Genomic DNA, 13,453 nt, shown 5'->3' on the forward strand with positions numbered 1-13,453 from the left:
GTTTCATATGAAACGATTTCCGTCCGTGAAAAAGAACGGCGAGTTCCAGAAAATTTACAGGGGAGGAACTTCGCATGCAAACCGTTTACTGGTCATGTATGTGATGAAGAATGGGGAAGAATCGAACCGGATTGGCATCTCGGTGAGCAAGAAAGTGGGCAACAGCGTTGTCCGCCATCATATCACAAGACTGTTGCGGGAGATATTTCGTTTGAATGAAGACAGGATTCAGACTGGGTTAAACATCGTTGTGGTAGCCAGAGTGGCTGCTAAGGATTCGGATTACAAACATTTGGAGAGTGCGTATCTGCACCTGTGCGGACTGCATAACATTAAAAAAGAATCGAAGTGAACTTATTATGGTAGCAAAGCTGCTGATTTTTCTTGTGCGGGTGTACCAGAAGTACCTCTCGCCTCTGAAAATAAGAACTCACTGTATTTACACACCGACATGCTCTCAATACGCCGTTGAGGCATTACAAAAGTACGGTGCGTTAAAGGGTACATGGTTGGCCTGCAAACGGATTTTGCGCTGTCATCCCTTTGCAGAAGGCGGTTATGATCCAGTTCCGTAGAAAAAGGGAGCCGCAAACAGGCGCGCTCGTAAGGAGGTAGCTCATTGAATAGTTTAGTTGGCGCAGTATTGTTGACAAAAACAGGTGGGGTTTTGGGACCGATTGGTGACATACTGGGGTGGATTATGGATTTGCTGTTCCGGTTCACCAGTATGTTTGGGATTGTGAATATCGGTCTGTGTATTATTTTATTTACGTTGGTGACGAAGCTTCTGATGATTCCGCTCACCATCAAACAGCAGAAGTCGTCCAAGCTGATGGCGGTTATGCAGCCGGAGCTGACGGCGATCCAGAAGAAGTATAAGGGCAAAGAGGGCGACCAGAAGGCCATGATGATGATGCAGACGGAGACTAAGGCCGTTTATGAGAAGTACGGTACTTCCATGACGGGCGGCTGCCTTCCGATGCTGATCCAGCTGCCGATCATCTTCGCGCTGTACCGCGTGATCTACAATATTCCCGCGTACGTGCATTCCGTGCGGGGCTATTATGAGATGGTGATCGCCAATCTTCCGGCAGGTTTCCAGACCAACCAGACCTTTATGGATCTGGCCAGCAGCAGTAAAATGCTGTCCGGAGCTGATTTTACGGATTTGAACAAGGTAATTGATTTATTATATACGTTTACCGGAAAACAGTGGGAGGTGCTGGTTGGCGCTTTCCCGCAGGTGGGACAGGCTGTTACCGAGTCCGGGGACAGCGTGGTAAGCGCCATTGAGCGGATGCAGACCTTCTTTGGCCTGAACATTGCATACACACCCATGCAGGTAATCGGCAATTTCTTCAGCCATGTGGACGGAACCACCGTGTTCGCGCTGATCGCGGCACTGGCGATCCCGCTGTTGGCAGGTGCCAGCCAGTGGTACAGCTCCAAGCTGATGATGGCGACCACCCAGAGCCCGCAGGGCGACGAGAACCCCGGCGCCAACATGATGAAATCCATGAACGTGATGATGCCCTTAATGTCCGTGTTTTTCTGCTTTACCTTTGCAACCGGTATCGGACTTTACTGGGTGGCGCAGAGTGTGTTTACCATTATCCAGCAGGTTGGAATCAACTCTTACTTAAAGAAGGTTGACATTGACGATCTGGTTCAGAAGAACGTTGAGAAGACCAACAAAAAGCGCGCTAAGCGCGGACTGCCTCCCACCCGCGTGGGCAACGTGGATGAGATGATGCAGAAGATGCAGGAAAAAGAGAGCCGCGAAGAGAATAAGAGAATGGAAAAAATTGCCAAAACCAAAGCGCTGGTGGAGGAGAACAAGAACTACTATAACGCGGATGCGAAAGCAGGCAGCCTGGCTTCCAAGGCGAACATGGTAGCGAAGTACAATGAGAAGCATGAAAAGGGCGGCAAAAAATAAGAGGGGGTTCTGAATATGGATATGTTAACATTTTCGGCTAAGACTGTAGACGAAGCGGTCACGAAAGCATTGATTGATCTTGGAACCACCAGTGATAAACTGGAATATGAGGTAATTGAGAAGGGAAGCGCCGGATTTTTAGGCATTGGCGCCAAGCCCGCGATTATCAGAGCCAGGAAGAAAGAGTCCATTCAGGACAACGCCGTCGATTTTCTCGCGCAGATCTTCGATGCGATGAACATGGAAGTGACCATCGCAGCAGCGTTCAACGAGGAAGAGAAGGAACTGTCCATCACCCTGGAGGGCGATGACATGGGGATCCTGATCGGCAAGAGAGGACAGACCCTGGATTCCTTACAGTATCTGGTCAGCCTGATTGTGAACAAGAACAGCGACGGTTACCTGAGAGTGAAGCTGGATACTGAGAATTACCGTGAGAAGCGCAAAAAAACGCTGGAGACGCTGGCAAAGAATATCGCATACAAGGTAAAGCGGACCAAACGTCCGGTGTCCCTGGAGCCGATGAATCCTTACGAGCGCAGAATCATCCACGCGGCTCTGCAGAACGACAAGTACGTTCTGACCAGAAGCGAGGGCGAGGAGCCTTTCCGCCATGTGGTGATCGCGCTGAAGAAGGAAGTTCCGGTAAAGCGCGAGCGCTATGACAAGGGCCGGACAAGCCGTTACGGCAAGAGCGGCGGCGGATACCGTTCCGAGCGGGAACACCGCTATGACCGCACCGAGAGTTATGGCAGGTCTGAGAACATGGCTGTGAAGGCGGCTGAGGTTTCCTCTGAGGAACCTGAGATTACGTCTGAGGAAGAGTAAGGTTTTAGATGATGGAAGAGGCTGTTGCAGAAGCGACGGCCTCTTTTGGGATAAACGGGCGTCTATTTTAGAGTGGGAGAGAAGATTATGAGGACGGATACCATAGCGGCCATCGCCACGGGCATGAGTAATTCCGGGATCGGGATTGTGCGGATCAGCGGCGGGGAGGCATTTGCGGTCATTGACCGCATCTTTCGGAATAAGGCCGGAAAACCGGTGAAGCTCAGCGATGAGCGGTCCCACACCGTACATTACGGGTTCATATACGATGGGGAACAGCGGGTGGACGAGGCACTGGTCGTTCTGATGAGGGGACCCAGGAGTTTTACGGCTGAGGATACCGTGGAGATCGACTGCCACGGAGGCGTGCTGATGGTGAAAAAGATTCTGGAAACCGTGATCCGCTATGGGGCCAGGACGGCAGAGCCGGGGGAATTTACGAAACGGGCGTTTTTGAACGGCCGCATCGATCTGTCCCAGGCGGAAGCGGTGGCGGATGTGATCAACGCGAAAAATGATTATGCGCTGAGAAATTCCGTGGGCCAGCTGAGCGGTTCGGTATCCAAAAAGATAAAGGAGCTGAGGGCCGGGATTCTCTACCAGATCGCGTTTATCGAGTCCGCGCTGGACGATCCGGAGCACATTTCCCTGGATGGATTTGCACAGAGGCTGTGCGCCCAGGTTGGGGAGATGACGGAGCAGGTGGAGAAGCTGATCCGCTCCGCAGACGACGGCAGGGTGATGACCGAGGGCGTGAAAACTGTGATTCTGGGCAAGCCCAACGCCGGAAAATCTTCTCTGATGAACGTGCTTATCGGGGAGGACCGGGCCATTGTGACGGAAATTGCCGGGACCACCAGGGATACGCTGGAAGAGCATATCTATCTTCAGGGAATCAGCCTGAACGTGGTGGACACCGCCGGAATCCGCGATACGGAGGACGTGGTGGAAAAGATCGGCGTGGACCGGGCCATGAAGGCGGCCAGGGAGGCGGATCTGCTGGTCTATGTGGTGGACGGCTCCACGCCGTTGGATGAAAATGACCGGGAGATCATGGATTTTATCCGGAGCAACAGCGGGCAGGGCGGGAAAAAGGCCATTGTGCTGTTGAATAAGACGGATCTTGAAACCTGCGTGGACGCGGATGTGCTGGAGCGGGAGACCGGATGTCCGGTGATTCCCATTTCCGCAAAGGAAGAGCAGGGGATCGGGGCTTTGGAGCAGGAGATCAAGCAGATGTTTTACCATGGCGCGCTTTCCTTTAACGACGAGGTGTATATCACCAGCGTTCGCCACAAGGAAGCGCTGGGGAAAGCAAGGGAAAGCCTGGAGATGGTAAAACGAAGCGTGGAGCAGGGGCTGCCTGAGGATTTTTACTCCATCGACCTGATGGACGCCTATGAACAGCTGGGGTTGATTATCGGGGAAGCGGTGGACGACGATGTGGTAAATGAGATATTTGCCAAATTTTGTATGGGAAAATAAATCCGGCGGGCTGCGGCGGGCAGAACGGCGCGGAATTTTTGGATCGAGAGTGAAAGAAGGACAGGTTATGCCATATTTGGAAGAGACGTATGATATTGTGGTGGTGGGAGCGGGCCACGCCGGATGCGAGGCGGCTTTGGCCTGCGCCAGGCTTGGAATGGAGACCATCATGTTTACGGTCAGCGTGGACAGCATCGCGCTGATGCCCTGCAATCCCAACGTGGGCGGCAGTTCCAAGGGCCATCTGGTGCGGGAGCTGGACGCTTTGGGCGGCGAGATGGGGAAGAACATCGACAAGACATTTATCCAGTCGAAGATGCTCAACGAGTCCAAGGGGCCCGCGGTTCATTCTCTGCGCGCGCAGGCGGACAAGCAGGAGTACAGCCGCCAGATGCGAAGAACCCTTGAAAATACGGAGCATCTGACGGTCCGGCAGGCGGAGGTGTCCGAACTTGTGGTGGAGGACGGGGGGATCCGAGGGGTGAAAACGTTCTCCGGGGCGGTGTACCGTGCCAAAGCGGTGGTGCTGTGTACCGGGACTTACCTGCGCGCCCGATGCATTTACGGGGATGTGAGCAATCCCACCGGGCCAAATGGGCTTCAGGCGGCCAATCATCTGACGGAGTCGCTGAGAGCCAACGGCGTCGAGATGTTCCGGTTCAAGACCGGAACCCCGGCCAGGGTGGACAAGCGGAGTATCGATTTTTCCAGGATGGAGGAGCAGTTCGGGGACAAGCGGGTGGTGCCGTTTTCATTTTCCACGGACCCGGAGAGCGTGCAGAAGGATCAGGTGTCCTGCTGGCTGACCTATACCAATGAGGAAACTCACCGGATTATCCGGGAGAACCTGGACCGTTCCCCGCTGTTTTCCGGGGCCATCGAGGGGACGGGACCCAGGTACTGTCCGTCCATTGAGGACAAAGTGGTTAAATTTCCCGACAAGGGGAGACATCAGGTGTTTGTGGAGCCGGAGGGCCTTTACACCAATGAGATGTATCTGGGCGGCATGAGCAGTTCTCTGCCGGAAGATGTGCAGTACGCCATGTACCGCACGGTTCCCGGGCTTGAGAAGGTGAAGATTGTGCGTAATGCCTACGCCATTGAGTACGATTGTATCAATTCCCTGCAACTAAAAGCCACGCTGGAGTTTAAGAAGATTGAAGGTTTGTTCTCAGGGGGACAGTTTAACGGCAGTTCTGGTTATGAGGAGGCCGCGGTTCAGGGATTTATGGCCGGTGTGAACGCGGCTATGAAGATTATGGGAAGGGAGCAGATCGTTCTGGACCGTTCCCAGGCGTATATCGGGGTCCTGATCGACGATCTGGTCACAAAGGAGAACCATGAACCCTACCGGATGATGACTTCCCGGGCGGAATACCGCCTGCTGCTGCGCCAGGATAACGCGGACCTGCGGCTGCGCGGGATCGGGCATGACATCGGCCTGGTGACCGATGAGGAGTATGAACGGCTGCTCACAAAGAGGCGGCAGATCGAGGAGGAGATCCGGCGGCTGGGGAAAGTGAATATCGGGGCAGGGGATGAGGTTCAGAAATTCCTTGAGGAGCATAACAGCACGCTGTTAAAGTCCGGAATTACCCTGGCCGAGCTGGTGAAGCGGCCGGAACTGAACTATGGGCTGTTAGTGTGTCTGGACCCGGACCGTCCGGAGCTTTCGGAGGATGTTCAGGAACAGGTGAATATTGAGATTAAATATGAGGGTTATATCAAGCGCCAGATGCAGCAGGTGGCCCAGTTTAAGAAGCTGGAGGGCAAAAAGCTGCCGGAAGCCTTTGATTATGGACAGGTGAAAAGCCTGCGCCGGGAGGCGGTTCAGAAGCTGAATCAGGTGCAGCCCGCCACAGTGGGACAGGCGTCCCGCATTTCCGGGGTTTCACCGGCGGATATCTCAGTGCTTCTGGTCCATTTGGAGCAGATGAAGGGAAAGGAATCGGGTAAGGAAGAATGACGGATCGTTTTGTAGATCAGATGAAGCGGGAGGCGGGAGAGCTAGGGATTGCCTTAAACGGGGGGCAGCTGGAGCAGTTTTTCCGCTATTACGAGCTTCTTGTGGAGCGGAACAAGGTGATGAATCTGACCGCGATCACAGAGGAGCAGGATGTGGTGACAAAGCATTTTACAGACAGCCTTTCCCTGGTGAAGCTGATGGGAACGGAGGCGCTTGCGGGTAAAACGCTGATGGATGTGGGAACCGGGGCCGGTTTTCCGGGGATTCCGTTAAAGATTGCGTTCCCGGAGCTGAAGGTGACGTTGCTGGACTCTCTGAATAAGCGGGTTCGGTTTCTGATGGATGTGTGCGAAGAATTGGGGTTGGAGAATATCACCGCAGTTCACGGCAGAGCGGAAGATTATGGAAGAAATTTACAATACAGGGAGCGATTCGACCTGTGCGTGTCCCGCGCGGTGGCGAATCTGGCTTCGCTGTCGGAATACTGCATGCCCTTTGTAAAGGTTGGGGGGGATTTTGTGCCCTACAAGTCCGGCGAGATCGAAGAGGAGCTGGAAGCGGGAAAGCGGGCGGTGAAAATTCTGGGCGGCGAGGTAGAACAGGTGGAGAAATTTACGCTTCCGGGGGCGGATGCGAGCCGATCCCTGATTCGCATCCGGAAAATGAAGGCTATTTCCGGTAGGTATCCGCGCAAAGCGGGGCTGCCCACAAAGGAACCGTTACGTTGATAATAAAATATTATAGATAAATAAAGAATAATAACTTTACGTTATCTACACTTCATGATATACTTGTCACCAGCTGAAACAGGCAAATTATGGTAAAAAAATGGAGGACAAGGAAATGGAACGAGTGAGAGAGCGTTGGCGAGGGGTGCTGCTGTGTTTTTGCATTGCAGTGCCCTGTTATTTTTTAGGCAAAGTTGTGCCGATTATTGGAGGACCGGTATTTGCAATTTTGGGTGCAATGGGACTGGGGACTTTGCTGCGGAGCAGGGGCAACCGGTTGGAGCGGGAACAGAGCGGCATTAAGTTTACCTCCAAGGTGATTTTGCAGGCTGCGGTAGTGCTGCTGGGATTTGGCATGAATCTGGGAAGCGTGCTGGAGACCGGAAAAGGATCGCTGCCGATTATAGTGAGTACAATTTCTATCTCGCTGATTGTGGCTTATGTTTTACAGAAGTTTTTGAAAGTCTCGCCTAAGATCGCAACATTGGTGGGTGTGGGATCATCCATCTGCGGCGGATCGGCGATTGCGGCGACTGCGCCGGTAATCGGTGCGGACGACGAGGAGATTGCCCAGGCAATATCCGTGATTTTCCTATTTAATGTGATTGCAGCCCTGGTATTTCCGGCACTTGGAAGCGCGCTGGGATTAAACGACGCACAATTTGGTATGTTTGCCGGAACGGCGATCAACGATACTTCCTCTGTGACAGCGGCGGCCGCGGCTTGGGATGGTATTCATGGAAGCAATACGCTGGATACGGCGGCTATCGTCAAGATGACCAGAACGCTGGCGATAATCCCCATCACCGTTGGGCTGGCTTTTGTGAGGGCGAAGAAAGAGGAGAGTGCGGAGAGCGTAAAATTGAGCAAGGTATTTCCGATGTTTGTGTTATACTTTGTGATCGCATCTGTGATTACCACGGTTTGCGGGCTTCCGGTTTGGCTGGTTGGGGGGCTGAAGGATGCCAGCAAGTTTTTAATCGTCATGGCGATGGCGGCCATCGGCGTGAATACAGACCTGGTGAAGTTGGTGACGACCGGGGGTGGGAATTTGTTGCTGGGGAGCAATTACCGGAGTTAGTTTATTGGGAATTTAATGATGGAATAGAATGTGGGAATGATAGAGAAATCCGATGGGTTTTCTCTATTTTTTTTGTGTTTGAGTGGGTGGGAGAGAAGAGTGGTGGGATGGGAGGATGTGTTTTTGGTGCATATTTAGGCTGGCCCGTTGAGGAGTGCTTTTCTTGATTTGAGGATTGGGGGTGGTGCTGATATTTGTCGGTGTATCTTAGGATGACAAATCAGGATTGGTATTGCTATGAATGACTCAAATCTGTATTGAAAACACGTTCTATCGGGCCAGCGTATGTTGAAGGGGTTATTCGATATAGGAGTCTCGCATCAGGGCAATTTCCGCTGCGTAGCCGTCCAGGTCATTTGGGGTTTCTAAATAGTAGGGAAGCTTGCGCAGAGCAGGGTGGTTGATGATGCGAATCAGAGCTTCTAAGGGAATATGGCCGGTAGTGAGGGTGGCGTGGCGGTCCTTGTGAGCGCCCAGTGGATTCTGGGTATTGTTCAGATGAATTGCCTTTAATCGGGAAAGGCCGATGGTTCGGTCAAATTCATCCAGCACTTCATCCAGATGGTTGGCAATATCATACCCGCCGTCCCAGATATGGCAGGTATCCAGGCAGACACCCATTTTCTGGTTGAGCTCCACGCGGTCCAGGATTTCGCGGAGTTCCTCAAAGCGTCCGCCTACCTCGCTTCCTTTTCCGGTCATTGTTTCCAGAAGAACCGTGGTGGTTTGGTCGGGGGTGAGAATCTCATTTAGCATCTGTGCGATATAGGTGATTCCCACTTCAACCCCCTGTTTTACATGGCTTCCCGGATGAAAGTTATACATATTTCCCGGAGTATACTCCATGCGGGCTAAATCGTCCGTCATGGTTCGTTTGGCAAAATCACGGATGTTTTCGTCTGCGGAACAGGCGTTTAGCGTGTAGGGGGCGTGGGCCAGGATCGGGGTGATGTCCTGGGCGTTTGCGGTGGCCTGGAATCGGGCCACATCCTGGGGATCAATGGCTTTTGCGTTGCCACCCCGCGGATTCCGGGTAAAAAATTGAAATGCGTTTGCCTTTATTTTCATCGCATCCTTGGCCATGGCTTCGTAGCCTTTGGAGGATGACAGATGGCAGCCAATTCTCAGCATAGGTTTGGTTCCTCGTCTTTCATTTGAGTTGATTTTCATTTAAAAATGGTTCGGATGAGAGATAGGTCAGCCGAACCATTGAATGTTTCACGTGAAACATTTTGTCAGGAAAAATAGGTTTGAATTGCCTTCAGTACCTCGCCCGGTTTTTCAAGTTGAGGTAAGTGTTTTGTGTTGGCGATCAGGGAATACTCGATAATTGGATTTATTTCCTTATATTCGTCAAAGCGTTCCTGAATCGATTCTTCCCCATCCCCACCCAAAAGGTAAATGCTGTTGTCAATTTTTTTCAGAGCATTGACAATGTTACATTTTGTGTAATGGCAGCGGACGCTGGCATAGACAGATTTGGGAGACTCACCTAAGTGAGCCGCTTCATGGTATGCGTCCAACATAGAAGTTCTGACCATGTAAGGATTGTAGAAACAGGTTGCCTTTAATTCTTCGGTCAACGACTTGCGGCTGGTGGCGATGTGATAGAGCAGTGTGCCGGCGATCGGCAAGTCAAGCATAAACTTGTAGAGCTTGGCATGTCTGCCCGAGACCTGACTGCATGCCAGAAGGCTGTCAGGATTGATAAACATCAGCCGGTCAAAGAGTTCGGGACTATTGCCGCAGGCCATGACCGCCAGAGCCGTAGAAGCGCCTGTTGCGATCACATCGGTACGGTGGCCGATTTCTGATTTGATAAAATCGGAGATCAGCTGTACGTAGAGGTAGTTGGTGTAAGTCAGGTTCGGTTTCTCCGAGCGGCCGCAGCCCAGCAGATCGATGGTGTACACCGTATAAGTTTCTGCCAGACGTCCGGCAATAGCCGTCCACTCGTAGCCGCTGCTGGAAGGGGTCAGGTCATGAACCAGCAAGAGAGGTTTTCCAGTTCCCGCTTTTGTATAATGAATATTTCCCAATCTCCATTTGTAGCAAAGAGATTCAGGATCACTGAGTACATTTTTAGATGTCGCACTGATTTTGACCGCTTTGTTGATCAGAGCGGTAGCAGTGGCAGCACCTGCGGAGAGTATGAGTAATGTAAGCAATTTATTTCTGGTTTTCATGTATCGACGCTCCTGACTGTTTATTCCGAAATACAGTGAATAAGTGTTCTTTCTTATTATAATACAAGCGGTTATTTTATACAACGGGGTAGTAAATTAATTTATTCTTAATGTTTCACGTGAAACATTTTTAAAAAATCCAACATTCTGCTATTTTCCAATAGGAAAATATGGTACGGTGTGTTATAATCACTGTTAGCGGAAAATATAGAGCAGTTCGCGGTTACTCTGTCCGCGTGTATAATCTGATCAATCGGCGATACATATTCTATATAGTCCTTTCAGAAAGGAAATCACAAATGGCAAGAATTATTGCAATTACGAATCAGAAGGGCGGGGTTGGTAAAACGACCACGGCTATTAATCTTTCGGCCTGTCTTGCGGAAGCCGGACAGCATGTTCTTTTGGTGGATTTTGATCCCCAGGGAAATGCCAGCAGTGGGCTGGGGCTGGAGCGTGAAGATATTGAAAATACAGTGTATGATCTGTTGACGGAGGAGGTCACGTTTGAGGAGTGCCGCATCGCGGAAATTCAGAAAAATCTGGATATTCTTCCTTCGGATATGAATCTGGCGGGAGCTGAGATTGAATTTCAGGAGATCGAGGACAAGGAAAAACTGTTGCGCAGTTATTTGGAGAAGATCAAGGATGATTACGACTTTATTCTGATTGATTGTCCTCCGTCCCTGAATATTCTGACCATCAACGCGCTAACGGCGGCTGATACGGTGTTGGTTCCCATCCAATGTGAGTATTATGCGCTGGAAGGGCTGGGACAGGTTTTAAAGACAGTGGATCTGGTGAAACGCAAACTGAATCCCGGCCTGGAATTGGAGGGGGTTGTGTTTACCATGTATGATGCGCGGACAAACCTTTCACTGGAGGTTGTTGAGAATGTTAAGAGCAATCTGAACAGGACAATTTATAAGACAATTATCCCGCGAAATGTCCGTCTGGCCGAAGCGCCCAGTCATGGAATGTCGATCAATCAGTATGATACAAGGTCTACTGGGGCGGAGAGCTACCGGATGTTGGCGGCGGAAGTTATGAGTAGAGGAGAAGATTTGTGATGGCAAAAAAGGGTTTAGGGAAAGGTCTTGGCGCCATTTTTGGTGAAGATATCATCAAGGAAAGTGAGAATGAAGCGGTTAAGGCCGCGGTCAGAAGAAAGAAAGCGGCAGCTGCGGAGGAAGGATCCGCCGAAACGGTGGAGGAGAATCCTACCGGCAGATTGATGGTCAAGGTTGCGCTGATCGAACCAAACAAGGAGCAGCCCCGCGTGGATTTCAATGAGGAACAGATGGCGGAACTGGCGGAATCAATCAAAAAGCGCGGTGTTCTTCAGCCTTTATTGGTTCAGAAAAAGGGCGCTTTCTACGAGATTATTGCCGGAGAAAGGCGCTGGAGAGCTGCCAAGATGGCCGGATTGAAGGAAGTTCCTGTAGTGGTGGGAGAGTACAGCCGTCAGGAGAGTATGGAGATTGCTCTGATCGAAAACGTACAGCGGGCGGATTTGAATCCCATTGAAGAAGGAAGAGCTTACCAGCAGTTGATTCAGGAGTTTGGGCTGAAGCAGGAGGAGATCGCAGAGCGGGTGGCTAAAAACAGGACCACGGTGGCCAATGCTATGCGGCTTTTGAAGCTGGACGAGGCGATTCAGGATTTGGTGATTAACAATATGATTTCCAGCGGACACGCCAGAGCGCTGCTGGGGCTGGATGACAAGGAACTGCAGTTGAAGGCAGCCAAGATGATCGTGGATGGCGGCCTCAGCGTCCGGGAAACAGAACGGCTGGTCAAGAGAATGGTCCGGGAGGCTGGGGAAGAGGAAAAACCCAAGAAGGAAGAGAACAGCCTCAACCTGATCTACCAGAACCTGGAAGAGAGAATGAAAACCATAATGGGGACTAAGGTTACGATCCACAACAAGGACAAGAACAAAGGGAGAGTTGAGATTGAGTATTACTCAGAGGCGGAGTTGGAACGGATTGTGGAGATGATTGAGTCAATCCGGTAAACAACGCAGCTGTTCAGCGATTTCGTGCAGGAGTTGGGTTTGACAATAGGAAGCGGACATGAAAGCGGCTGGACAGTCATTTGTATACAATATATGGGGATGGGAAATGAGACAAAAGACATAAAGGAGATTTGCGTACAATGGAAAACAGCATTTTGAACCTATTTCCGATTGATCCGGCATATATTATCATTGCCCTTTTGGTTTTGGTAGTCGTACTGCTGATTTTGGTAATAGTTGCTCTTGCAAAAATCGGGACGTTAAACCGTAAGTATGACTATTTTATGCAGGGAAAAGACGCGGAGACGCTGGAGGATGTGATTTTAGACCTGATTGATGAAATCCGCAGCCTGAAGGCCGAGGACCGCGCGAACAAAGACTCGATGCGAACCTTGAACCGGAATTCGCGTGCGTCTCTGCAAAAAGTAGGAATTGTGAAGTATAATGCGTTTAAAGGGATGGGTGGAAATCTCAGCAGTGTGGTTGCGCTGTTGGATTACACCAACAGTGGTTTTATTTTGAACTGTGTGCACAGCCGGGAAGGATGTTACATCTATGTGAAGGTCGTGGATATGGGACAAACTGAAATTGTGCTCGGAAATGAGGAGCAGGAGGCCCTTGAACAGGCCATGGGATACATTAAAAGAGGATAGGAAGAGATTGAATTTGGAAACGGCTGACCGGGAAGGTTGGCCGTTTTTAGATTTAGAGAAGCAAGATGAGTTTAAAATGTGTTTCACGTGAAAAGGAGGAAAACAGGGCAGAAATATAAAAAAACAGGGGCGAAAGCGGGATGGCGGGCATATGATGTAATGAGAGCATAAAAAAGGAGCAAACGGAATGCAGGATATGGAATATCTGATGAGCATGTATCCGTCCGGTGTAAAAAAACTTCAACGGTATGTGTCGGAAGCATGCGACCGGATGGAATACAAGAATAGTCCTATGTACGACGAATTTCCGGACCACATTGTGGTCAATCAGATGTGTGACTCAATCTGTGATACCGTCATCTCGGAGGAAGGGCTGGCTCAGATTCAGAGCTTTTGGTCCATGGCTGAGAAGGACCGGTCCGACGTGGAAGGGCTGGAGCTGAAACAAGAGATGAGCCGCCTGGAAGCAATCAGTACATTGCCCGAACATTATACGGATGATGCGAAAAATTCGCAGCCGGCAAAAGCGGACACGGATTATATTGAAAAAACGGGCGAAAACAGCGAGGA

Annotated in this window: 13 protein-coding genes; 11 read left to right on the forward strand and 2 right to left on the reverse strand. The window is 50.9% G+C overall.

Annotated features, from left to right (window positions below; all coding sequences use genetic code 11):
* Window positions 1-7: 7 nt before the first annotated feature.
* The 8 genes from rnpA to ACK2JC_RS13340 all read left to right on the forward strand — a co-directional run bounded on the left by rnpA (window position 8) and on the right by ACK2JC_RS13340 (window position 8,027).
* Window positions 8-352, forward strand: a complete 345-nt coding sequence (gene rnpA, locus ACK2JC_RS13305; protein WP_092362405.1) for a ribonuclease P protein component — start codon at window positions 8-10, stop codon at window positions 350-352.
* Between the two features lie 7 nt (window positions 353-359).
* Entirely contained in the window at window positions 360-575 is a 216-nt protein-coding gene (gene yidD / locus ACK2JC_RS13310; RefSeq protein ID WP_007705129.1) for a membrane protein insertion efficiency factor YidD, read from the forward strand.
* Between the two features lie 44 nt (window positions 576-619).
* Complete coding sequence (locus ACK2JC_RS13315) at window positions 620-1,939, forward strand: YidC/Oxa1 family membrane protein insertase (protein ID WP_107436348.1); 1,320 nt, start codon at window positions 620-622, stop codon at window positions 1,937-1,939.
* 15 nt (window positions 1,940-1,954) lie between these two features.
* Window positions 1,955-2,767: an RNA-binding cell elongation regulator Jag/EloR gene (jag, locus tag ACK2JC_RS13320; protein WP_320938172.1), complete on the forward strand. Its 813-nt coding sequence runs from the start codon at window positions 1,955-1,957 to the stop codon at window positions 2,765-2,767.
* Between the two features lie 87 nt (window positions 2,768-2,854).
* Entirely contained in the window at window positions 2,855-4,252 is a 1,398-nt protein-coding gene (gene mnmE / locus ACK2JC_RS13325; RefSeq protein WP_320938171.1) for a tRNA uridine-5-carboxymethylaminomethyl(34) synthesis GTPase MnmE, read from the forward strand.
* Window positions 4,253-4,319: 67 nt separating this feature from the next.
* Window positions 4,320-6,218: a tRNA uridine-5-carboxymethylaminomethyl(34) synthesis enzyme MnmG gene (mnmG, locus tag ACK2JC_RS13330; RefSeq protein WP_320938170.1), complete on the forward strand. Its 1,899-nt coding sequence runs from the start codon at window positions 4,320-4,322 to the stop codon at window positions 6,216-6,218.
* The gene (rsmG, locus tag ACK2JC_RS13335; RefSeq protein ID WP_320938169.1) at window positions 6,215-6,946 is read left to right on the forward strand and encodes a 16S rRNA (guanine(527)-N(7))-methyltransferase RsmG; all 732 of its coding nucleotides are present in this window, start codon (window positions 6,215-6,217) and stop codon (window positions 6,944-6,946) included. The genes mnmG and rsmG overlap by 4 nt, the downstream gene beginning before the upstream one ends.
* A 115-nt stretch (window positions 6,947-7,061) precedes the next feature.
* Window positions 7,062-8,027, forward strand: coding sequence for a YeiH family protein (locus ACK2JC_RS13340; protein ID WP_411338498.1), 966 nt, complete (start codon window positions 7,062-7,064; stop codon window positions 8,025-8,027).
* A 297-nt stretch (window positions 8,028-8,324) separates the two neighbouring features.
* Here the strand turns inward: ACK2JC_RS13340 and ACK2JC_RS13345 are convergent, their stop codons facing one another.
* On the reverse strand, window positions 8,325-9,158 hold the full coding sequence (locus ACK2JC_RS13345; protein ID WP_411338499.1) for a deoxyribonuclease IV: 834 nt from the start codon (window positions 9,156-9,158) through the stop codon (window positions 8,325-8,327).
* A 104-nt stretch (window positions 9,159-9,262) separates the two neighbouring features.
* The gene (locus ACK2JC_RS13350) at window positions 9,263-10,213 is read right to left on the reverse strand and encodes an alpha/beta fold hydrolase (RefSeq protein ID WP_368271164.1); all 951 of its coding nucleotides are present in this window, start codon (window positions 10,211-10,213) and stop codon (window positions 9,263-9,265) included.
* A gap of 299 nt (window positions 10,214-10,512) precedes the next feature.
* On the opposite strand from ACK2JC_RS13350, the gene ACK2JC_RS13355 reads away from it, so the two are divergent.
* From ACK2JC_RS13355 to ACK2JC_RS13365, 3 genes are all read left to right on the forward strand, one after another.
* A complete protein-coding gene (locus ACK2JC_RS13355; protein WP_007705154.1) occupies window positions 10,513-11,283 on the forward strand; it encodes a ParA family protein in 771 nt (256 codons plus the stop codon).
* The gene (locus ACK2JC_RS13360; RefSeq protein WP_107436337.1) at window positions 11,283-12,230 is read left to right on the forward strand and encodes a ParB/RepB/Spo0J family partition protein; all 948 of its coding nucleotides are present in this window, start codon (window positions 11,283-11,285) and stop codon (window positions 12,228-12,230) included. Before ACK2JC_RS13355 ends, ACK2JC_RS13360 begins: the two co-directional genes overlap by 1 nt.
* A 140-nt stretch (window positions 12,231-12,370) precedes the next feature.
* Window positions 12,371-12,883, forward strand: coding sequence for a DUF4446 family protein (locus ACK2JC_RS13365; RefSeq protein WP_092362424.1), 513 nt, complete (start codon window positions 12,371-12,373; stop codon window positions 12,881-12,883).
* The last annotated feature ends 570 nt before the right edge of the window (window positions 12,884-13,453 follow it).

The sequence above is a fragment of the Enterocloster lavalensis genome, assembly GCF_046603895.1.
In the GTDB taxonomy this organism is placed as follows: Bacteria; Bacillota; Clostridia; order Lachnospirales; family Lachnospiraceae; genus Enterocloster; species Enterocloster lavalensis.

What these genes read in the sequence shown, in the direction of transcription:
- ACK2JC_RS13360 (WP_107436337.1), top strand. Translation starts at nt 11,283, where the DNA reads ATGGCAAAAAAGGGTTTAGGGAAAGGTCTTGGCGCCATTTTTGGTGAA.
- ACK2JC_RS13355 (WP_007705154.1), top strand. Translation starts at nt 10,513, where the DNA reads ATGGCAAGAATTATTGCAATTACGAATCAGAAGGGCGGGGTTGGTAAA.
- ACK2JC_RS13345 (WP_411338499.1), bottom strand. Translation starts at nt 9,158, where the DNA reads ATGCTGAGAATTGGCTGCCATCTGTCATCCTCCAAAGGCTACGAAGCC.
- ACK2JC_RS13340 (WP_411338498.1), top strand. Translation starts at nt 7,062, where the DNA reads ATGGAACGAGTGAGAGAGCGTTGGCGAGGGGTGCTGCTGTGTTTTTGC.
- ACK2JC_RS13350 (WP_368271164.1), bottom strand. Translation starts at nt 10,213, where the DNA reads ATGAAAACCAGAAATAAATTGCTTACATTACTCATACTCTCCGCAGGT.
- ACK2JC_RS13365 (WP_092362424.1), top strand. Translation starts at nt 12,371, where the DNA reads ATGGAAAACAGCATTTTGAACCTATTTCCGATTGATCCGGCATATATT.
- yidD (WP_007705129.1), top strand. Translation starts at nt 360, where the DNA reads ATGGTAGCAAAGCTGCTGATTTTTCTTGTGCGGGTGTACCAGAAGTAC.
- mnmE (WP_320938171.1), top strand. Translation starts at nt 2,855, where the DNA reads ATGAGGACGGATACCATAGCGGCCATCGCCACGGGCATGAGTAATTCC.
- jag (WP_320938172.1), top strand. Translation starts at nt 1,955, where the DNA reads ATGGATATGTTAACATTTTCGGCTAAGACTGTAGACGAAGCGGTCACG.
- mnmG (WP_320938170.1), top strand. Translation starts at nt 4,320, where the DNA reads ATGCCATATTTGGAAGAGACGTATGATATTGTGGTGGTGGGAGCGGGC.
- rnpA (WP_092362405.1), top strand. Translation starts at nt 8, where the DNA reads ATGAAACGATTTCCGTCCGTGAAAAAGAACGGCGAGTTCCAGAAAATT.
- rsmG (WP_320938169.1), top strand. Translation starts at nt 6,215, where the DNA reads ATGACGGATCGTTTTGTAGATCAGATGAAGCGGGAGGCGGGAGAGCTA.